This window comes from Achromobacter sp. 1011811831 (assembly GCF_059760905.1).
In genome coordinates, this window is record NZ_JCBANG010000018.1 from 36725 (window position 1) to 55349 (window position 18625).

Below are 18625 nucleotides of genomic sequence, written 5' to 3' on the forward strand. Positions count from 1 at the left end.
TGTGATCTCCAGGGGGCAGGAAAAGAGGCTTCCCGCCGCGAGGGCGGGAAGCTGCTGTGAGATCAGTGCCGGATAGCCTTACGACACGACAGGCACTGCACGCGGATGCGCCGCCAACTCCCGTCGTCGATCAGCCGTTCCAGCGTCTCGCCGAGGGTGTCGAAGAACACCTCATCGACCCGTTCGACCAGCTCGCCGTCGCGGTGCAGCTCCACCGCGTAGAGGTCGAGGCCACGCTCATACAGCACGGTGACGCGACCCTGGAACTTCGTCGTGGCGACGGTGAAGCCGATGGCCGGCGGCGTGCGGATGATGTCGGCGGGCAGCGGATCGACCCAGGTGATGTCCCGCGCGCCGGCATCCACCAGCATGTGGGTGACGCGCCGGAAACCGTCGGGAGCGGGCAACTGCTCCAGTTGGTCGACCAGTTCCTGCAGCTCGGGGCAGCGCGGCTCGGGGATCGGCAGCTTCGCCGGTGCGGACCCGAGCACGAACCGCTTCACCGTGTAGGGCTGGCCGTCGGCGGTGAACTCGGTCTGCTCCTCGGGCGTGTCCGCCCGCTGACCGTCGAAGCGGCGTCTGACATAGGGTTCGACCTGCACCTTGGCGCCCTCGTCGGGCACTTCGGTCACGAGCGTGCGATCGAGCACCGCGAACTCGGCTCGTCCCGTCTTGACGACGATGGCCTCGTCGGTGGTGGCGATGACCTTGCCCTCGAAAGGCTTCGGGTCGATGTGAAAGCCCAGCGTCGAAACCTTGGGCTGGCCGTCGAAGATGTTGAATTTGAACGAACGGACGTTGGAAGGCACATGACCGACAACGAGCGTCGGCATCTGTGCGCGGATGGCTTGGGTATCCATGGGGAGACTCCTTGTGGCAACCAAGGGACTCCCGCCCGCAAGGGAGGTCTGTCCCTTGAGGGTGAGGTGGATGGACGCGGGTGCGCCCGGAGAACGAAGCAACCAGCACGGCGAACCGCGCCGCAGTCTTGAAGGTCTCGACTGCCTGGGCATGCTGCCGGCAACGCCAGCGAACATGCGGCCAGCGTGCGGCACATGGCGGCGACCATCCGTTGGGAATCGGCAATGCGCCGGCACCGCGTTCCGCGAAAAAGAAGAGCCCCGACGTGGGGGCTCGAATGGGTTGCGGGTTACTCGTCGTCGTAGAGCGTCAGCCCGTCCAGCACTGGCGCGTCGGCATCGAACACCAACATGCGAACGTCGGCGAGCGCAGCCAGGTGCAACACTTCCACGAGGGACTCCGGCACGCCCTTGGCCCGATGCTCCTGCCGCAGCTCTTCGGCGGTGATGCCCTCGACATGCTGCAGGTTCGCATCCGTCCAGGGCGTGGCGATCAGCTTCACGCCGACCGCCGGGCTGTAGGGAATGCGGAAGGCCACGAACAGAAAACCGCTCGGCGTGGCGATGTCCGCCAGTTCGGCGAGGAAGCGACCGGCCTCCTCGGTGATGTGCGCCGAACTGATTTCCCAGGCACGGCTGTAGAACCCGGTCTCGAAGCGCAGGCGGCGTACCACCTCGCGCGCGGCTTCCTCGGAGTAGGTATCGCCGACGTGCAGCGGCTGGCCGGCTTCTTCGGCCATGACTGCGTAGACGAGGTTTCGGGCGATACCGTGGCTGGGGCACTGCGCGTCCAGCTCGGGCGGCACGTTCTGGCCCTCGGTGATCAGCGCGAAGTCGTCGCAGAAGACGCAGGCATGGCGCTCGACCTGGTTGTCCGGCAGATGCGACTGCGAGACGTGCAGCGGCAGATAGCTCAGCGGGCAGTCGTCGTCGTAGGAAATCGCCAGCAGCCGCTGCACGGACAGGCCATCGTAGCCGCGGACGAAGGGGTTTTTGGAATGAGACATGGGATTCCTCCAGCAGAGGATGGCCGAGGCAATCCCCTGCCGGGGATTGAACCCCAGCGAGTGGATGAAGTGGCAACCGGTCAGCCGGCCGCGGCGTCGGGCCGCCCTGGCGCCGGGCGGTGCAGGTCAGTGGAAGATGGTGATTCGGGACATGGCCGCTCCTGCGAAAGGAAGGAGGGACATGGCCCCGAACGGGGACGCATGTCCCTCGTGGGGTGGGATGAAAGAACGGTGGGTTGCCAGGCGCGGCTCACCAGCCGTTGTAGTGCAGCGTGAGGTCGGCGATGACCTGGCGCCGTTCCAGATCGAGGCCGCCGAAGTCGGACAGCCCCTCGAAGCCGCAACGCTTGAGCATCGCGCCGCCCTCGCGGGAGTTGTAGAAGCTCACCATCGCGGACAGGAACATGCGTTGACCGCTGCTCAGCACACCCAGGGCGTCGTTGAGCATCAGCATGTTGGGCCGCAGGTCCCACTTGGTGGTGGCACGCTGCAGACCTTCGCGTGTGCCGTCGCCGAACCACTCGTGGCCGGCGATCTGCGCGCCGCGCTTCCAGGCCTCGAAGAAGGCCTGCGGTGCAGCGTCGAAGTGCGCCTGTTCCAGCGCCATCTGATCGAGCACGTCTTCGGGTAAAGACAGATTCATGAGAGAACTCCTTGAAGGGTGGGAATCAGGGGTGAGCGCGCTGTGTCCAGGCATGGGTATCCAGGGCGCGCTGTGCTGCGAGGTGGTTCGGGAAATACTCGACGGACTCCCGCGATACCGGGCCTTCGTCGTCTTGCGTGCCGATGTAGTGGCCGGCCGCGCTGCGCAGCACCTGTAGCGGCAAACGCTTGCCGGTCCAGGCCAGCGCCAGCGCACCGCTGCGCACTGCGGTTGCAGAGGAAGATGCGGAAGGTTCAGACATGCCGTGCTCCTTGGTGGGTCGGGGAGCACGCATCCCGCAGGGGATGGGTTCCCCTCGGGTGGTTGAGAAAAGTGCATCGTCGCCAGGCCGGCGAGCGTCCGCGGTGGGCGATGCGAAGCGGACTGGATCGGTCAACGCGGCGAACCGCGTTGCAGTCTTGAAGACCGAGACTGCCAGGGCATGCCGCTGACGACTGTCAGCAACGCATGGCGTGAGGATGGGCGCGAAGCATGGCTGTCGTCGCAGGGAAAACCGAATCGCGGACGGCCCGCTTTAGGGCAGGCCCGCGTCACGGGACAAGGCAAGGACCAGGGCGCCGAAGGCCACGCGGGCCTTCGGCTGGAGAGGAAGGAGAACCACCTGTGGGCTGCGTCAGCGCGGGCCGTCGTCAAAGCCGTTCGCTGCGTCAGCAATCGCACCCGGCCCGTTTCGTGGCTGGGGCCGGAAACCTCTGGCGTGCATCCACACACAAAGGGAGCCCGTTGTTCCGCCGGCGGGCACCGGCACGGAATACCCTCGGCCCAAGGGGCCTCCTCACGGCTCGCGCGGCGGCAAGGCGTCAGGAAGCCCCTCATGACCGAGGCAAGGCACACCGATCAAGGGAATGGCGGCGGGCGCGATTCGTGGAGCAATGACCTTCTCGCCCTGTCGCCCGATGGCGGGCAGACGGGGCGCGCACACCGTTGCAGAAGGAGACGCGCGCTTTGGAGTCCCGCGCGGTGCGGGACGTTTGCCTCGCCGCCAGTGAAGTGGCCGGCGCGGCAGGGGGAAGCGAGGATCAGGACGCCTTGGAGGCAGCGCGCCGCTTGCGCGGTGCGCTGCGCCGGCCCGTCGGGGACTCGATCGGCAACGTGCCCTTGCAGTCCGGGTAGCGCGAGCAGGACCAGAACGCGCCGCTCTTGCCCGTGCGCTGCTGCATCGGTGCGCCGCACTGCGGGCAGGCCGGCGCCGGCGGCAGCTTGAGCGAGAGCGTTGCGCCGCGATACTGCTGCACGAGCTGGCCGAGCCACACGGACTGCTTCTCGATGAAGGTGTCCAGCGCCATCTGGCCGGCCTCGATCATGTCGAGCGCCTGCTCCCACACTGCCGTGGTGCCGGGGTCGGCGATGGCCGAGGGCACCGCGTCGATAAGCGTGAATGCCGCGTCGGAAGCGCGGACGGCACGGCCTTTCTTGACCAGGTAGCCGCGACCGATCAGACCGTTGATGATGTTGGCGCGTGTCGCCTCGGTGCCGATGCCGGTGGTATCTCGCAGCTTCTGTTTCAGGCGCGGGTCGGTCACGAACTTGGCGACGGTCTTCATGGCCTTGATCAGCTCGCCCTGCGTGTAGGGTTTGGGCGGCAGCGTCTTCAGCGCCTTGAGATCCACCTTTCCGACCGGGCAGGACAGGCCCGCATGCAGGGCGGGCAGCACCTGGCTGCGCTGCGCATCCTCGCCATCGGCATCGTCCGGCCCTGGCGTCGCCAGCACCTCACGCCAGCCGATGACGGCGATCTGCTTGCCCACGCCCGCCAGCGACTGACTGCCGCACGAGAACTGCGCCACCGTCCGGTCGAACTCATGGTGCGGGAGGAACTGCGCGAAGTAATGGGCGCGGATCAGCCGGTAGACGGCCAGCTCCTTCTCGTTCATGGCCGACAGGTTGGCGGGCTCCAGCGTCGGGATGATGCCGTGGTGAGCCGACACCTTGCCGTCGTTCCACGCACGCGAACGCTGTTGGCGATCCAGGCGCTCGATCAGCGGCCGCAGGCTGGGGTCGGTCTTGACCAGGCTGTCGAGTACGGTCGGCACCTCGGCCAGCATGCTCTCGGGCAGGTAGCCCGAATCGGAGCGCGGGTACGTTGTCGCCTTGTGCGTCTCGTACAGCGCCTGGGCAATGTCCAGCGTCTCCTGCACGTCGAGGCCCAACTGCTTGGAGCACACCTCCTGCAGCGTGCCCAGGTCGAACGGCAGCGGCGGTGCCTCGCGCACGCGCTCGGTGTCCACCGACACGACCTGCGCATCGCGTGCCGCGCGAATGCGATCCGCAGCCTGCTGCGCCACCGGCTGCTGAAGGCAGCGACCCGCTGCATCCGTGCTGCCTTCGGGCGGTATCCAGCTCGCGGTGAAGGATTGGCCGGCATGGGATAGCAGCACATCCACGGCCCAATACGGCATGGAGACGAATCGCGCGATCTCGCGATCACGATCCACGACCAACTTCAGCGTCGGCGTCTGCACGCGCCCCACCGACAGCACGCCCGTATAGCCGGCCTGACGCCCCAGCAGTGTGAACAAGCGGCTCAAGTTCATCCCGATCAGCCAGTCGGCGCGCGATCGGGCGAGTGCGGAGAAATACAGCGGCAGCGTCTCGGCGGACGGCTTGAGCGCACCCAGCGCTTTGCGGATCGACGCATCGTTGAGCGCCGACAGCCACAGGCGCTGAATCGGCCCGCGGTAGCCGCACAGGTCGATGATCTCGCGGGCGATCATCTCGCCCTCGCGGTCGGCGTCGGTCGCTATCACCAGCTCGCCCGCCTTGGCGACGAGCTGCTGCACGACCTTGAATTGCGCTGCGGTCGCCGCCTTGGGCTCGACACGCCAACGCTCGGGAAGAATGGGCAGTTGCTCGATGGCCCAGCGCTTGTATTGCTCGCCGTAGCCTTCGGGCGGAACCGCCTCCACCAGATGACCGATGCACCAGGTCACGACGACACCCGCGCCGCTGTAGCAGCCGTTGCCGCGTTGAACGGCACCCAGCACACGGGCGATGTCCTTGCCCTGGGACGGCTTCTCGCACAGGAACACGCGCATGAAGCCTCCTTGGAAATGTGCGGTTCATCGGATGGGCGTCAGCTTGGCGGGGCCAGGAGATGCCGGCAGCAAGGAAGCCGATTGATGCAGACACCGCTTTGTGATCGGCAGGCGGCCCGTTGCCGCAGCGGTGTGCATAGACCGCAGGAGCTGGCACAGCAAGAGCGTCGTTTCGGGAGGGCGGCTGGAACTCCGTGGACGACCTTGGAGCTATCCCCTGGGGATAGCTCGCTGGTGCATCGCGGGCGTATGTCGGTTGCTACAGCCGCCCTCGGGGGAACGGCGATGGGCGAATTACTGTCCGCCGGCCGGCTTGGTGCTGAGCGCCACCGACTCGATGCGGTACGGCAGGATGCCCACGCGCCGCGCCTCGACCTTGAACGTCACGCGCTCGTTCTCGTCGGCGTCCTCCCATTCGTCGCGCACGGTGCGGCCCTCGACCAGCACCCGCATACCTTTCTGGTACAGCGTCTTCCAGTGCTCGGCGTCGCGGTGCCACAGCTCCACGGGCGCCCAGAAGCCGCCGCGATCTTCGTACTCGCCGTCCTTCTTCGGGATCGGGTTGTCGAAGTAGACGTTCAGGCGAAGCAGCCGGCGCGGCTCGTCGTTGCCGTTCGGAAACTCGCGGTAGTCCGGCGCAGAACCGATGTTGCCCTCGCCGACGAAGTGCGTGCTCATGGTGACTCCTTGGTGGTGGGTGGAACGGCCGCGGTATGCCCGTGGACACGCCGCAGGTAAGCCGCTTCGGCCTGGGCGGCCTTGCTGGCGCATTCCAGGGCTTGGCGAGCGATGCTGTGGGTCAGGCTGATCTGCATGTTCAGCACGATGCGCTGCAGTTCGATCGCGTACAGCTCGTCGATCAGCGAGGCCGGCGTCGCGGGGTTGGCCAGCAGGGCCTCCCACAACGCCACGCCCATGGAGGAACGGTCGAGGTTGCGCCAGCGCAGGAAGGTCGTCCCTGCGCCAGTGGCCTGCTGGGCCAGTTGCACGTCGAGCAGGCTGAAGGGGTAGGCGCGTGCCTGGGGCAGCACACGCCGCTGCGCCAGGCCAATCACGTCGTCGCGCAGCGCTGCGCACTGGCTGGCCCAGGTCTCCAGACTCCCCTTACCCTTAAAAGGCTGTAAAAGGCCTTTTAGGTAGCCTGCGTGTTCCAGCCGCTGGAAGTCCGCCTGTTCCAGCGTCACGAAGCGCGTGGAGTGACTGATGGGGGGCGATGCCGTCATGCGTCAGCACCCTCATTACCCGTCGCTGGATTGGCTGCGCCATCCGTGTGAGCCGGCGCATCGGGCTCGATGGCGGGCGCAGCAGGCGGCGTGCCGGGCTTGGTCGTCCGCCGCGCGATCGGTGGCGCGAAGCGCGAGCGGCGCGTGCCTTCCAGCACGTCTTGCGGCAGCTCGCCGAACTTCTCCAGCGCCGCTCGCGCCGCGGCGTTCTTCGCCGCGAAGTCGTCGCGCGTCGTGCCCGAGTAGCGGTACTGCTGGGCGAGCGAGAACAGGCTGCGCAGCGCGTGCGCGCCATCATTGAGCCAGCGCTCCAAGGTGCTGCGGTCGATCAGCGCCGTGTGGTGCGCCAGGATGAGTTTGCGCGCCAGGTCGTCGTAGTCGGCCAGCAGGTACACCGCCATGAAGCCGAGCTGTGCATTCACGAACAGCGGCAGCTTCACCGGCTGCACATTCATGTTCTCGCCCAGCGACAGCGCCGGTGGCACGTCGGCCAGGGCCTGGTCGACCTGTTCGCGCAGGGTCTGCAGGCGGGTCTTGGTGTCGGCGAGCTTGTCCTCGATCCGCAACATCCACCAATCCGAGTACGGGTCGTCCTGCTCGGCGCCGCGCTTCATCTTGTTCATGGCGCCGATGAAGCCGTTGAGACCGATGATGCCGGGGCGCCCCTCGGTCGGCGCGCGGCCGTGCCAGATGCGCGAAGCGTGGTGCGTGTGCAGCGTCAGCGACATCGCGCTGCGCAGCGATCCGAGATTCAGTTGCAGGGGTTCTGTGCGTTCGTTGGCCATTGGAGCGACTCGCGGTGAAGGGGCGAGTCGCCAGCATCGGCATCGGCCGGAAGGCTGTCAGTCAACAAACCGCAGCCCATGCGCGCCCGGTTTGTTCCGCACGGAAGGCTGTGTGTGCCGGCTATCCCCTGGGGATAGCTCGGCGGAGTTGTTCGCGGCTCGCGCGGAGGTGAGACCGCGTTGCGGGGCTATGCCTCGCGAGGTCTGTACCAGGCGGCCCGTTGCCCCTCCACCTCACGGTAGCGAAGCTCGAACAGGCGGCACTCGTGCACCACCTGCCGCCAACTGCTGCAGCCGTACTTGGCTGGAAGCTGCTCGGGATGCTGGTCCGCGATCCAGCGGCCAGCGGCGGCAATGGGTGTCCAGCCCTCGACGGCCAACTGCGCGGCGGCCTCGCGCAGCGCGCGAACGATGCCGGCGGCCGGCCAGTCCACCGTGCCGTCCGGCGCGATGCCATTGACCACCAGGTCGTGGAACACATCCGACTGGACGAACTCCGCTGCCAGGCGCCGCGCCTGATCCATGTGCTCGGCCCAGCCGCGCAGCTGCTCAAAGTGTTGATCGATGCGCGTGTAGGCGGAACCGAGTTCGTCCTGTGCAGCGCGACACCCGTCCACGGTCCATAGATCGTGCTGGTCGATGAAGTGGTGCACCAGGGTGTTGCGCAGCGATACCAGGTCTTTGAGGTCGGCCTGGGTCTTGGCGTAGTCCTGCGCAGACAGGCTCAGTTGCACGCGCGTGCGAAAGGAAATCACGTCGCCGGGAAGATCGTTGTCGCGTTCCTTGCCACCATTTCCATCGGTGACCACATACGAACCAAACAGTTGTCCGACCAACGTGCCCAGGGTCTTGGTCGCGGCATCTTCGATCCGCGCTGTGCGAATGGCCTCCAGCGAATGCGCCGGGCCTGAAATCTCGTGGTGCGCCACGATGGCTTTCATGAGGCGCTCGTATTGTTGAAGGCGCAACAGGCATCTGCCCAGCAAGCGCTGAACGTCTCGCTGCAGTGGTTGCAGTACGTTTGTGACGGGGGAAGTCGTCATGTCCATCATCGGCCGGGCTCGTGCGTGGCTGTCCTCGTCTGATTCACAGGCGACAGTTTCGCCTGTCGTTCGGCGGACGACAATTGAGCGCGGCGGAAAGGTGTCTGTTCCAGCTATCCCCTGGGGATAGTCAACATCAGCGATCACGCAAGGCTTCTCGGAGCTGTGCCAGGTAGGCACGTGCCACCTCGGGGTCAGCCGCACGGGATGCCGGTGGTGACGACGGCGGGGACGCTGGCGCCGCCGATGCACTTTCTCCGGCCCAGGCCTTGAACTCCCCGCGGATCGCCTTCTGGATGATGCCAAACAGGTAGCCGGCCGGGTTGCGTACCGCGCTGTTGTGGCAGCGTGCCGCCCACTCGTCGAGAACGGCCTGCCTCTGCGCCTCGTCCACCTGCTGCAGCGCCACCAGCGCGCCGGCCTGCTGCTCGTCCTTCAAGCGCAGGAAACGCTCGGGCAGCCGCAGGTTCTGCAAGGCCCTCGCGCGCGGTACTGTACGTACTTCATTTATACGATCATTACGTACTGTACGGTCCTCCTTCGGAATCCGAAGAGAGCCGTCCGGCGCGGGTTTCGGCCCTGCTTCGGATTCCGAAGACGGGCGCGCGCCATTCCGAAGCAGGGCTTCCTGGCCTTCTTCGGATTCGTGGTCCGCACCCTCCTGTGGATAACCTGGCGTCGTCCAGCCATGCCGTGCCATGCGCTGCGCGAGCACCTGCAGGCGGGTCGGCAGCGTGCGCCCGCTGAGCAGCGGGTCTTCGGCGATCTCCCGCAGCGTGTTCATGCCCACGACCTGCACCGCCTTCGCCGCGTGCGTGAGCGCTTGGCTCACCAGGCCCAGATAGTCGGGGTCGAGCTGCATCGCCTCGAAGGGCGACAGCGGTTCGTCGTGCAGCACGTAGAGGTTCCCCTGGATGCGGCCGGTCTTGGGATCGCGCCGCCGCCGCACCAGGCTGAGCCAGCGCGTCAGCCGCAGCAGCGTCAAGGCGCGCGCCACGGTCTCGTGCGAGGCTTGCGCCGCACAGGGCATGGACGCCAGATATGGGCGGAGCTGGTCGTAGGTGGGAAAGGCGGTCACGCCGTCGTCGTTGAGCTGCAGGCGGAACACCTGCCAGGCGTTGCGTTCCAGCGGGGTCAGGCGCCGGTCGAGGAACAGTCGGCGCGGCACGCTCTCATGGCGGTTGCCGCTGTAGAGAAAGCCGTCCTGGCTCGGCGCCGTGCCCTGCGCCGGTTCCTTCGGCTCAAGGTGCCGCAGCGCCTCGTCGAACAACGCCGACAGCGCAACCGGGCCTTCGCGCCGTGGTGCGCCACCCGTGGTCATGGCCTACACCAGCCCCTGGTCGATCCAGTTGCGTATCGCCGCCCACACCACCGACATCGGCAGGCTCAGCGCCTCGGCCAGATCCATGGTCAGCGCCAGCATCGCCATGTCGTCGGTCAGGGCGATATGGCGCTCGGAGACGCCGGCCTTCCAGCGCTCCCACAAGGCCACGTCCTGCGCCTCGTCGAGCACCGGATGCCGGCCCTTGCGCTTGGGCAGCCCGAGGATGTCGCGGCGCAGCGCCACTTCCTGATGCGTGAGGCCGTAGAACTTGCTGACCATCTCCGTGCTCGCCCCCAGGCGCAGCATGCGGTCCACCGTGGCGATCTCCCGCTCCACGTCGTGCACCTGGCTCAGCAGCCGCTTCAACACTTCCCGGTTCACCGACACCGAACACCACGACACCGTGGCATTCACCAGCATGCTCACGAGTTCGGGGTGCTTCAGCGCATCCAGCTCCTCCTCGCCGAAGCCCATGGCCTTGCAGCGGCGCAACTGGCCGTTGCGCAGGTCATGCAGGGCCTGGGCGATCACGGCCTGGTTGAGTGGGTGCGGTGCCGACATGCGGGAGCCTCCTGCGCTCAGGAATCCTGGCTCGCTACGCCGGCTTCCAGATCCAGCAGCCGGCGCGCCAGGCGCAGCAGACGGAACAGCTTCACCAGCGCAGCATCGCTCAGGCGTGTGGCCGAGCCGCCGTGGCCATGCAGCAGCGCCGCCAGCTCGTCGGCCAGCCGCGCGCGGTCCAATCCGTTCGCGGAGGGCGGAGCCGCACTCAGCACATGCAGCAGGGTCAGCACCGCCCGCGCGAACGCCGGCAGCGCCTTCGCCTGGCCCACGGCCGGTGCCACGCAGACGAAGCCGATGCCGCCGACGCTGGCCTCGATGTGGTCGGCGACCGCCGCTTCCTCGCCGATCTCGCGCGCGAACTGCGCGATGTGCACGCGCAGGCGATCCGGCGCGTCCAGCCCCGGCTCGATATACCAGACGTCCGAGATGGGATAGAGCCCGCCAGCCTGCACGGGGATCGCACGCAGCGCGTCGGCCTCGAAGTCGGGCAGCTTGTCGCCGAGCTGGTCCGCGACCATCCGTTGGATGGACAGCAGGCGCTCGGTGGTCGGTGCCGGTGTCACGATGTGCCCTTGCAGACGCTCGTCGCGTTGCCCGTACTGTTCCTCCGGCGCTCCGGTCGGTGCAGGCGGTGTTGCTGCTGGCGCCGGAGGCGCGACCGGCGTGGCGTCGCGCGGCACAGACGAGGCGGGTGGCTGCTGAGGCGTGGAGACCGGCGGGGGAGGAGCAGCAGGCACGACAGGCGCTGCCGGTGGCGTCGGCACCGCTGGTTCGCTGGTCAGCGCACGCTGGCGGCTTTCGCTGTCGTTGATCTCCAGCGCCAGCGTGTCGTAGTCCACCTCCAGCAGCTCGGCCATCTGGCCCACCAGCTCGTCCTGCACCCGCTGCGGCGAGAAATCGTCCGGCTGTGTGTCGAACTGCGTCAGCACGTCCTGAAACAAGGTGGCGAAGTCCATGGCCACGGTGCGGCCCAGCGCACGCCGCTCCCAGGTGCGCTCGCACGCCTTGCGCAGCACCGCGAGCCGGTCCACCTGATGCCGGCCCAATCCGCCGTACAACAGCGTCGGGATCGCCGGCAGCAGATAGCGCACCGCATCGTTCATGCGGCTGATGTGTGACTGCGGCACCGGATAACCGTCGGCAGTCAGCCGCCGCGCGAGTTCGCTCTGCGACAGCGCCTGGCCGCTTTCCTGCTCGTAGAACTCGCGCGCCTTCTCGATGCCCAACGCCCGCTCGATGAAGGTCAGGCCGCCGCGCAGCTCGTTCTCGGCCAGATGCCCGGTCAGCGCCACGATCTCGCCGCGCGCCGGCCACGGGCGGAACAGGCACGCAATCCGGAAGAAGCGTTCCTCCTTGGTCTCGCTCCACAACTCGCGCAGGATCGCCAGCCGCGTGTTGCCGCCGTTGCGAATGATGTAGTGCGCCTCGCCCGGCCTGCGCGTGATCGCGGGGGGCGCGTCCAGCCCACGTTCGCGGATGGACGCCTTGATCTCCGCATAGGCCGGGTTGCGCGTCACGCGCGGGTCGTGGTCGTAGGGCCGCAACTGGTCCAGCGTCACCACCATCGGCGTGTCGGCGATGGGGTCGCTCAAGGTCGCGGCCGAAGGGCCGCTGCGCTCGAAGCCGGTGGCCAGCAGCTTGGCAGCCATGTCCTGCGGCGTCAGCTCAGCCACGGCTGTTCTCCTGCGCCTGCCGGTCGGCGCGGCGAAGTTGCGCGCGGGCATTGCGGTCAGCACGGTGGTCGCTCGCCGTCGAGCTGGTGTAGATCGACGCGCAGCCTTGCTTCGTGAATTTCAGGTGCCCGCCGGACGTGCGCACCACGCGCCAGCCTTCGCCCAGCGCGAACTCGATCAGCGCGCGCAGCCGTTCGCGGCCGCGCGCCAGTTCATGCGCGCTCGCCATGGCCGGCCCCTCCCGCATCGGCCCGGCCGGTGACCAGCGCGAAGCACTCCCGCCACGCGGGGAACAGCTCGCCGGCCAGCGTGCGCATGGTGTCCAGCGCCGCGGGCGCCGTGCGCCCAGCTGGCCGCCGGTACTCCACCCGATGCACCGGCAATCCTCGTGTCGCAGCGCGCGGATAGGCTTCGATGGCCGGCACGTCGGTGTCCAGCACCTGCACGCCGGCCTGTTCCTGGAACACCTGTCGCAGCGCCTGCTGGACCAGCCGCGCGTTCGACGACACCGGATGCACACGGTTGATGAGCAGGCGCAGCGGCGGCGGCTCGATGCCCAGGTGGCGATACGGCGCGATGTCCTCGATCAGTTGCAGTGTGCCGCGGCGCAGTTCGCGCGCGGCCAGAATCTCCGGCGTCACCGGTGACAGCGCCAGGTCGGACGCCAGCACAGCCATCTCCAGCAGCACGCTGCGCGCGCCCTGGGTGTCGATCAACAGCAGGTCATAGTGCGTGCGGAAGACGGGCAGCAAATGGCGCAGTCGCAGGCGCCCATCCGGAGCGTGCAGCAGCAGCGTGTTCAGTTCGCCGCGGTCGTCGCTGGAGAGCACCAGGTCCAGGCCCGCGATCGCGGTGCGCGACACCAGTTGCTCGATGCGCCGTTCGTTGAAGGCCAGCATCTCGTAGATGCCGCCGGGCGCGCGCACGTCCAGCGTGAAGTAGCTCGACAGCGTGGGCTGCACGTCCAGATCCAGCAGCAGCACGCGCAGCCCGGCATCGGCGATGAAGCCGCCCAGGTTGGCCGCCGTCGTGGTCTTGCCCACGCCGCCCTTGGTCGAAATGATGGACACCACCTGCATGAGCTTCTCCTCGTCGAATGGCATGAACCGAGAAGAAGCGTCAGGCGCGTTCTTTGAGGCGATCGGCGATCCACTGTTCGATCTCCACCGAGTCCCAGCCCACCGCGCGCACGCCCAGGCGCAGCGCCTTGGGGAACTTGCCTTCCTTCATCAGGCTGTAGATGTGCGCGCGCTTGAAGCCGGTCTTGGCTTCGACCTCGGCGCGGCGCAGGATGCGGTGCTCGGCCGGCACTGCCGGCGCGGTGGTCTGCGAAGACATGAGAGACACTCCTTGACGCTCACTGGCGCTGTTCGGAAAGTGCCTCGTATTCAATACACCGCGGTCGCCGAAATCACTGCAATTGCAGAAGCAGCGACTGCAATTGCAGTGCGCCGCATCGGCATCATGCTGGCCGCGTCGTCAGCGCGACGCCTCCAGGTGGCGCCGCGCCTGCGCGAGCTTGCTCCACAGCGTCCGCTCGCTGAGACCCGGCCGCCCCTCATGGTGTGCGATCAGCGCGCTGACCACGGCATCCATGCTGCGGAACGACGAATAGGCCGCGCCTGACGGCGAATTGCCCAGCAGCAGCGTCAGCAGTCCGCCGATGATGTTGAGGTAAGTCGTCTCGCTGCGCAGGCCAGGCTCGCGCGCCTGTTCGTCGTTGGCCGCGCGCGTGGCATGTTCCTTCGCCAGTGCTTCGTGCGCGGTGCGCAGCGTTTCATGCACCAGGGCAAGTTCGGCAAGTTGCGACTTCGCTGCTTCGCGATCGGCCAGCAGAATGTTGAGCGTGTCCACGCTCACCGCCGGATGCACCGCGCGTTCGATGCCGTCAAACAAAAACCCCGGCCGATCGCCGGGGTAGAACTGCGACATCCACGCTTTCAAGTCCACGTGGCGCACGGTCAACTCGGGGTCGTCGAGCGCCGGCCGCTGCGAGTCCAGCACGATGCCGGCCTTGCCACCGAGCAATTCGCCATGCGTCAGCGCGTCGAAGATGCGCTCGGCATACAGGCGCAGCAGCGGCCAGCGCGGGAATTCGCCGGGCTCCGGCATGGCACGCTGCTCCAGCGCTTCCAGAATACGCTGCTCGAAGCGCAGGAGACCGCACCAGCGGACGGCCGCCTCGATCGGTCGGTAGTACGTCTTTGCGCCAAAGGCGTGGCTGCTCGATTTCGGCATATCGCGCTCTTCCCATCGTCGGATCGACACATGGCAAGCGCGCGCGGCCCACATGGGCGCAGCGATTGCCCAAAGAACCCGATGAAGCGCGAGCCGGTCGGCATCGTGGTGGACGTTGGGTGCGGCGATGTCGCCGAGCGTTACGCAGGGGGCAAACCTCCTTGCGGTGCCCGCTACACCTCAACCATAATGCACCTGCGAAAAATCTTGTTACCGGCGCAACGGTCTGAAAAGCCGCGCATCCAAGTTCGATCAGGAAGGGATGCTGCGCTTTACCGGAAAACCAGGGCAAAGTTTTCGTAGGAATACGGGCGGGGTAAAGCGCCAATGCGACTTCCGGCTGAGCCGGTTTGCATCCAGCAAGGGCTCATGCGTTCTGCGTCACTGCTGTGACCTCGACAGCTTGAAGGTGCCTTGCTTGATGCCGGGTGGATAGGCCCGATTCGCCATCCATGCCCGTGACGCAAAAGGTCGGCCGCCGATGCAATGCGGGTCAAGGTCCAGACCGAAAGGGAATCGTACCGTCCAAAATCCCCGCGTCACATCGGGCGTTGATCGGTGCCTTGCGGGCGTCCGACACGCTCCACGCGGTCGATGAACTGCCGCAGCGGCTCCATGATTTCGCCTTCGGGTCGCAGTAGATAGGTCGTCAGCGAAGCGGTCTCGTCGGCCAGCGGCCGCACGACGACATCGGCCTGATGGCAACCCGCCAGATGCGCCGCGCTCGAAAAGCCCACGCCGTAGCCGGCGGCCACGAGGGCCAGCATCAGGGAATGGGTCTTGACGTACTCGGCTACCGTCGGCGGCGCATCCACCGTGCGGAGCAGCCGTTCGCGCTGCCGGCTGCAACCTTCGCAGACCTGGGGATCGCACAGCACCAGCGGATAGCTCGCCACTTCCTCCAGCGGCACTTCCTTGAAAGCCAGCAGCGGATGCCTGGCGGGCAAAGCCACCACCAGCGGGTCTCGCCACACCGGCATGGCGACGATGCCGGCGTCCATTTCACCAGCCAATGCAAAACCTGCGTCATACAAGTCGTTGCGCAGTCCAGTCACCAACTGCGCCAGTGGCGTTTCAAATATCCGAATGCCGACCTGTGGTGCCTCCTCGCGGCAAAGCGCAAGCAACGCCGACAAGCGGGCCTGCCCCATGTCACCAGATAGTGCGATGCGCAGCGTGTTCCGCTGGTTCGCTGCGGCGCGTGCCTTGGTCTGCGCTTGCTCGAAGGCCAGCAGTACGCGCCGGGCTTCTTCGAGGAAGACCTGTCCCGCCGGTGTGAGACGAACACTGCGTGGCAAGCGGTTGAGCAGCGGCACCCCTAAATCCGCCTCCATCTGGCGGATCGTGCGCGACAGTGGAGACTGTTCGATGTGCAGCCGTCGAGCAGCCCGGCCGAAGTGCAGTTCCTCGGCTACGGCGATGAAGCAGCGAAGATGGCGTAAGTTCATGCTTTCTCCCTACCGATGTGATCAGTCCATATCATCGTAGGGAGCCGAATAGTGCGGAGGATTCACCTCTGTATCGAGATGAGAGCCATCCTGGGGGGTGATGCTCGGATGCTTTTCGCCCATGTCAGCGCCTACGGCGAAGCTCTCGTTCGAGATCGCCCAGCTGCGACGCCTGAAGTTCGGCAAGAAGAGCGAGCAGCTCGATGCCGAACAACGCGCGCTGTTCGACGAGGCTCTGGACGCCGACCTTGCCGCGGCTGAGGCGCAGCTCCAGGAACTGCTGGGCAAGAAGAAGCCGCCGGCTAAGCCTGGCGCGATGCCTAAGCGCACCGCCTTGCCGGCGGACCTGCCGCGCGTGGACTGCCACCACGAGCCCGAGAACACCCGCTGCGCGTGCGGCTGTGCGCTCAAGCGCATCAGCGAGAAGCTGGACTACACGCCGGGCGTGTTCACGGTCGAGTGCCACATCCGCAGCAAGTGGACCTGCGCATAGGTGCCGAACGCTGACCCAGGCGCCGGTCCCGGCGGAGATCATCGCCAAGGGCATCCCCACCTCCGGGCTGCTCGCGTAGGTGCTGGTCGCAAAGGACTCCGACCATCTGCCGCTTACATGGTCGTCCCTAGGCAAGCAGGAATAAGCTGCGTGAGTGAATCGGGAGGTTTGCGTAGCTGATGGCTGGCCAGCAGCGTCTGCGCCGGCGGCTTCACCGGCACGAAGCGCATGTGCGGGCGGGTTGCCGCCTCGCAGATCGCTGCGGCATCGGCCGCACCGTTCTTGCGTCCCTTGCCGGCCATGCGGTAGGGCGTGACGAAGTGGCCTGCAATCAGCCGCGCATCCAGCCCATAGCCGCGCAGCTTGCGTGCCCAGTGATGCGCACCGCCGCAGGCCTCCAGGGCCACCAGGCAGCCGGGAGGCAGCTCCGCGCACCAGGCCGCAAACTTGTCAGCGGCCAGCGCCTTGGCAACCGCCACGCGCGCATCCACCGCATGCACCTAGGGAAACGCTGATCAAGTCCCGCGCTTCGTAGTAGCCCGTCTTGCCGCAGTCGAAGCGGGCGTCGACGATTGCGGTCATGAAGCAGATGACCTTGGCAGCGGCGGCCGATGCGTCCGCGGGATTCGAGCGTTTCCGCAAGCCCACCCGGCGCGACGCGTTCCTGGCCGAGATGCAGACACTGGTGCCGTGGGAGAGGTTGGTGGCGCTGATCGAGCCGCACTACCCCAAGCCTGGCAACGGCCGTCCTCCCGTGGGTCTGGAGCGCATGCTGCGCATCCACCTGCTGCAGCACTGGTTCAACCTGGCCGACGCTGCGTGCGAGGAAGCGCTGTACGACTCGGCAGCGCTGCGCGCCTTCGCCGGTATCGACCTGGGGCGCGAGCCGGTGCCCGATGCGACGACGATTCTGAAGTTTCGCCACCTGCTGGAGCGGCACCATCTGGGTCGGGCCATCTTCGCCGAGGTGGGCCGCATCCTGCAGGAACGCGGCCTGCGCCTGAGCGCGGGCACGATCGTGGACGCCACGATCATCGCCGCGCCGAGTTCGACCAAGAACGCCGAGCAGCAGCGCGACCCCGAGATGAAGCAAACCCGCAAGGGCAACCAGTGGCACTTCGGCATGAAGGTGCACGTGGGTGCCGACAGCAAGACCGGGCTGGTGCACAGCGCCGTGGTCACCAGCGCGAACGTGCACGACAAGCACCCGCTGCCCGAGCTGCTGCACGGTGCGGAAAGGCGCGTGTACGGCGACCGCGGCTACCAGGGCTGTGGGGACATCATCAAGGCTGCGGCACCGCAGGCGCGCGACTTCACGAACCGGCGCGTGCGCAAGCCCGGCGGCGAGGACGAGGCCGAGCGGCTGCGCAACCGCACCAAGAGCCGCACCCGCGCACGCGTCGAGCACCCCTTCCACGTGCTCAAGCGCCTGTGGGGGTTCGCCAAGGTACGCTACCGCGGCCTGGCCAAGAACGCCAACCGCGCCTTCACGGCGCTGGCGATGGTCAACCTGTACATGGCCGCACGGCGCGTGCCGGCATTGTTGCGCCCGTAGTGGGCCCATCATGGCCCGGGCGGGCGCCGAAGGGCCCGCCAGCAAGGCCCTCGAGGCCGCAAACTGCGCCAAAACGCTGCGTTTCGCCCCGCACAAGGCGCTCTCGCGCCGGCGCGGGTGCTTGATCAGCGTTTCCCTAGATAACCCGCTTGGCCAGATCCACCCCGACTCGGGCAATCTCGTTCATGGACTTCCCCTTTCACATGGCTGCAGATTGATGACTTGGGGAGCACCATCGCGGTGGCAGCCAACATTTGTTTCCTGGCTGCTTACGATTGAGTCACATCAATCGGCCAGCAGATCGCTGGATGTTGACTCTTGACTTTCGGCATGTTAGGCGCAATATCTTGCAAAGTCTTGCAAGAATTTCCTCAGGCGAGGCCGCGTGACGACGGAACTTGTGGGGGTGGTATGACAGCGCGCCAGCAGGCGATCTTCACACTCGACGAGTTGGCTGCCTACTTGAAAGTCGGCAAGCGGACGCTTTACCGGCTCGCCTCGCACGGGGAGATTCCGGCCTTCAAGGTCGGCGGGACGTGGCGGTTTCGTCAAAGTGAAATCGATCGATGGATCAATGATCAGATCCAAGCAGGCAGAAAGAAGGAGGTGATACGCACAGATGAGCAGCCAAAGTCAGCGGAACACTCCGTGTCGTCTGGGCGCGCTGTCCGTCGCCGCAGGCAAACGGAGTGAGCGAGAGTCTTCAATTTTTC

The 18625-nt window shown here is 66.7% G+C and carries 19 protein-coding genes and 2 pseudogenes; 3 read left to right on the forward strand and 18 right to left on the reverse strand.

Features of this window, described 5'->3' with window-relative positions; genetic code table 11:
• Window positions 1-62: 62 nt before the first annotated feature.
• The 17 genes from AC6LJ9_RS09780 to AC6LJ9_RS09860 form a co-directional block, all read right to left on the reverse strand.
• Entirely contained in the window at window positions 63-860 is a 798-nt protein-coding gene (locus AC6LJ9_RS09780) for a hypothetical protein (RefSeq protein ID WP_003141039.1), read from the reverse strand.
• A 290-nt stretch (window positions 861-1150) separates the two neighbouring features.
• Window positions 1151-1867 (reverse strand): DUF5983 family protein, encoded by a 717-nt coding sequence (locus AC6LJ9_RS09785; RefSeq protein WP_003141041.1) that lies wholly within the window; start codon window positions 1865-1867, stop codon window positions 1151-1153.
• Window positions 1868-2117: 250 nt separating this feature from the next.
• Complete coding sequence (locus AC6LJ9_RS09790; RefSeq protein ID WP_003141051.1) at window positions 2118-2510, reverse strand: hypothetical protein; 393 nt, start codon at window positions 2508-2510, stop codon at window positions 2118-2120.
• 25 nt (window positions 2511-2535) lie between these two features.
• Window positions 2536-2772 carry a hypothetical protein gene (locus AC6LJ9_RS09795; protein ID WP_013982118.1) on the reverse strand — a complete coding sequence of 79 codons (237 nt, stop codon included), beginning with the start codon at window positions 2770-2772 and terminating at the stop codon, window positions 2536-2538.
• Window positions 2773-3550: 778 nt separating this feature from the next.
• Window positions 3551-5566, reverse strand: a complete 2016-nt coding sequence (locus AC6LJ9_RS09800; protein WP_034031049.1) for a DNA topoisomerase III — start codon at window positions 5564-5566, stop codon at window positions 3551-3553.
• A gap of 294 nt (window positions 5567-5860) precedes the next feature.
• Window positions 5861-6244: a single-stranded DNA-binding protein gene (locus AC6LJ9_RS09805; protein WP_003141056.1), complete on the reverse strand. Its 384-nt coding sequence runs from the start codon at window positions 6242-6244 to the stop codon at window positions 5861-5863.
• Window positions 6241-6789 (reverse strand): DUF3158 family protein, encoded by a 549-nt coding sequence (locus tag AC6LJ9_RS09810; RefSeq protein ID WP_009521552.1) that lies wholly within the window; start codon window positions 6787-6789, stop codon window positions 6241-6243. Before AC6LJ9_RS09810 ends, AC6LJ9_RS09805 begins: the two co-directional genes overlap by 4 nt.
• A complete protein-coding gene (locus tag AC6LJ9_RS09815) occupies window positions 6786-7574 on the reverse strand; it encodes a PFL_4669 family integrating conjugative element protein (RefSeq protein WP_033980479.1) in 789 nt (262 codons plus the stop codon). The genes AC6LJ9_RS09810 and AC6LJ9_RS09815 overlap by 4 nt, the downstream gene beginning before the upstream one ends.
• A gap of 188 nt (window positions 7575-7762) precedes the next feature.
• On the reverse strand, window positions 7763-8515 hold the full coding sequence (locus AC6LJ9_RS09820) for an OST-HTH/LOTUS domain-containing protein (RefSeq protein ID WP_033980480.1): 753 nt from the start codon (window positions 8513-8515) through the stop codon (window positions 7763-7765).
• A 238-nt stretch (window positions 8516-8753) separates the two neighbouring features.
• A complete protein-coding gene (locus AC6LJ9_RS09825; protein ID WP_003141061.1) occupies window positions 8754-9938 on the reverse strand; it encodes an STY4528 family pathogenicity island replication protein in 1185 nt (394 codons plus the stop codon).
• Window positions 9939-9941: 3 nt separating this feature from the next.
• On the reverse strand, window positions 9942-10502 hold the full coding sequence (locus AC6LJ9_RS09830) for a DUF2857 domain-containing protein (protein WP_003141063.1): 561 nt from the start codon (window positions 10500-10502) through the stop codon (window positions 9942-9944).
• A 17-nt stretch (window positions 10503-10519) separates the two neighbouring features.
• Entirely contained in the window at window positions 10520-12178 is a 1659-nt protein-coding gene (locus AC6LJ9_RS09835; protein ID WP_003141065.1) for a ParB family protein, read from the reverse strand.
• Window positions 12171-12407, reverse strand: a complete 237-nt coding sequence (locus tag AC6LJ9_RS09840) for a hypothetical protein (RefSeq protein WP_033980481.1) — start codon at window positions 12405-12407, stop codon at window positions 12171-12173. The genes AC6LJ9_RS09835 and AC6LJ9_RS09840 overlap by 8 nt, the downstream gene beginning before the upstream one ends.
• Window positions 12391-13257, reverse strand: coding sequence for a ParA family protein (locus tag AC6LJ9_RS09845; RefSeq protein WP_498147417.1), 867 nt, complete (start codon window positions 13255-13257; stop codon window positions 12391-12393). Before AC6LJ9_RS09845 ends, AC6LJ9_RS09840 begins: the two co-directional genes overlap by 17 nt.
• Window positions 13258-13297: 40 nt before the next feature.
• Window positions 13298-13516 (reverse strand): AlpA family transcriptional regulator, encoded by a 219-nt coding sequence (locus AC6LJ9_RS09850; RefSeq protein WP_003141069.1) that lies wholly within the window; start codon window positions 13514-13516, stop codon window positions 13298-13300.
• Window positions 13517-13657: 141 nt separating this feature from the next.
• The gene (locus tag AC6LJ9_RS09855; RefSeq protein WP_023123931.1) at window positions 13658-14416 is read right to left on the reverse strand and encodes a hypothetical protein; all 759 of its coding nucleotides are present in this window, start codon (window positions 14414-14416) and stop codon (window positions 13658-13660) included.
• A 539-nt stretch (window positions 14417-14955) separates the two neighbouring features.
• Entirely contained in the window at window positions 14956-15864 is a 909-nt protein-coding gene (locus AC6LJ9_RS09860; protein WP_003141071.1) for a LysR family transcriptional regulator, read from the reverse strand.
• A 139-nt stretch (window positions 15865-16003) separates the two neighbouring features.
• Between AC6LJ9_RS09860 and AC6LJ9_RS09865 the strand changes: the two are divergent.
• Window positions 16004-16433 (forward strand): annotated as a pseudogene (locus tag AC6LJ9_RS09865) (transposase domain-containing protein); the annotation flags it as partial.
• A 91-nt stretch (window positions 16434-16524) separates the two neighbouring features.
• Here the strand turns inward: AC6LJ9_RS09865 and AC6LJ9_RS09870 are convergent.
• A pseudogene (locus AC6LJ9_RS09870) lies at window positions 16525-16857 on the reverse strand (IS110 family transposase); the annotation flags it as partial.
• 80 nt (window positions 16858-16937) lie between these two features.
• On the opposite strand from AC6LJ9_RS09870, the gene AC6LJ9_RS09875 reads away from it, so the two are divergent.
• Both AC6LJ9_RS09875 and AC6LJ9_RS09880 read left to right on the forward strand, forming a co-directional pair.
• Window positions 16938-17912 (forward strand): IS5 family transposase, encoded by a 975-nt coding sequence (locus tag AC6LJ9_RS09875; RefSeq protein ID WP_498147397.1) that lies wholly within the window; start codon window positions 16938-16940, stop codon window positions 17910-17912.
• A 411-nt stretch (window positions 17913-18323) separates the two neighbouring features.
• Window positions 18324-18605 (forward strand): helix-turn-helix domain-containing protein, encoded by a 282-nt coding sequence (locus AC6LJ9_RS09880; protein ID WP_012761384.1) that lies wholly within the window; start codon window positions 18324-18326, stop codon window positions 18603-18605.
• The last annotated feature ends 20 nt before the right edge of the window (window positions 18606-18625 follow it).

What these genes read in the sequence shown, in the direction of transcription:
- AC6LJ9_RS09780 (WP_003141039.1), bottom strand. Translation starts at nt 860, where the DNA reads ATGGATACCCAAGCCATCCGCGCACAGATGCCGACGCTCGTTGTCGGT.
- AC6LJ9_RS09785 (WP_003141041.1), bottom strand. Translation starts at nt 1,867, where the DNA reads ATGTCTCATTCCAAAAACCCCTTCGTCCGCGGCTACGATGGCCTGTCC.
- AC6LJ9_RS09790 (WP_003141051.1), bottom strand. Translation starts at nt 2,510, where the DNA reads ATGAATCTGTCTTTACCCGAAGACGTGCTCGATCAGATGGCGCTGGAA.
- AC6LJ9_RS09795 (WP_013982118.1), bottom strand. Translation starts at nt 2,772, where the DNA reads ATGTCTGAACCTTCCGCATCTTCCTCTGCAACCGCAGTGCGCAGCGGT.
- AC6LJ9_RS09800 (WP_034031049.1), bottom strand. Translation starts at nt 5,566, where the DNA reads ATGCGCGTGTTCCTGTGCGAGAAGCCGTCCCAGGGCAAGGACATCGCC.
- AC6LJ9_RS09805 (WP_003141056.1), bottom strand. Translation starts at nt 6,244, where the DNA reads ATGAGCACGCACTTCGTCGGCGAGGGCAACATCGGTTCTGCGCCGGAC.
- AC6LJ9_RS09810 (WP_009521552.1), bottom strand. Translation starts at nt 6,789, where the DNA reads ATGACGGCATCGCCCCCCATCAGTCACTCCACGCGCTTCGTGACGCTG.
- AC6LJ9_RS09815 (WP_033980479.1), bottom strand. Translation starts at nt 7,574, where the DNA reads ATGGCCAACGAACGCACAGAACCCCTGCAACTGAATCTCGGATCGCTG.
- AC6LJ9_RS09820 (WP_033980480.1), bottom strand. Translation starts at nt 8,515, where the DNA reads ATGAAAGCCATCGTGGCGCACCACGAGATTTCAGGCCCGGCGCATTCG.
- AC6LJ9_RS09825 (WP_003141061.1), bottom strand. Translation starts at nt 9,938, where the DNA reads ATGACCACGGGTGGCGCACCACGGCGCGAAGGCCCGGTTGCGCTGTCG.
- AC6LJ9_RS09830 (WP_003141063.1), bottom strand. Translation starts at nt 10,502, where the DNA reads ATGTCGGCACCGCACCCACTCAACCAGGCCGTGATCGCCCAGGCCCTG.
- AC6LJ9_RS09840 (WP_033980481.1), bottom strand. Translation starts at nt 12,407, where the DNA reads ATGGCGAGCGCGCATGAACTGGCGCGCGGCCGCGAACGGCTGCGCGCG.
- AC6LJ9_RS09845 (WP_498147417.1), bottom strand. Translation starts at nt 13,257, where the DNA reads ATGCAGGTGGTGTCCATCATTTCGACCAAGGGCGGCGTGGGCAAGACC.
- AC6LJ9_RS09850 (WP_003141069.1), bottom strand. Translation starts at nt 13,516, where the DNA reads ATGTCTTCGCAGACCACCGCGCCGGCAGTGCCGGCCGAGCACCGCATC.
- AC6LJ9_RS09855 (WP_023123931.1), bottom strand. Translation starts at nt 14,416, where the DNA reads ATGCCGAAATCGAGCAGCCACGCCTTTGGCGCAAAGACGTACTACCGA.
- AC6LJ9_RS09860 (WP_003141071.1), bottom strand. Translation starts at nt 15,864, where the DNA reads ATGAACTTACGCCATCTTCGCTGCTTCATCGCCGTAGCCGAGGAACTG.
- AC6LJ9_RS09875 (WP_498147397.1), top strand. Translation starts at nt 16,938, where the DNA reads ATGAAGCAGATGACCTTGGCAGCGGCGGCCGATGCGTCCGCGGGATTC.
- AC6LJ9_RS09880 (WP_012761384.1), top strand. Translation starts at nt 18,324, where the DNA reads ATGACAGCGCGCCAGCAGGCGATCTTCACACTCGACGAGTTGGCTGCC.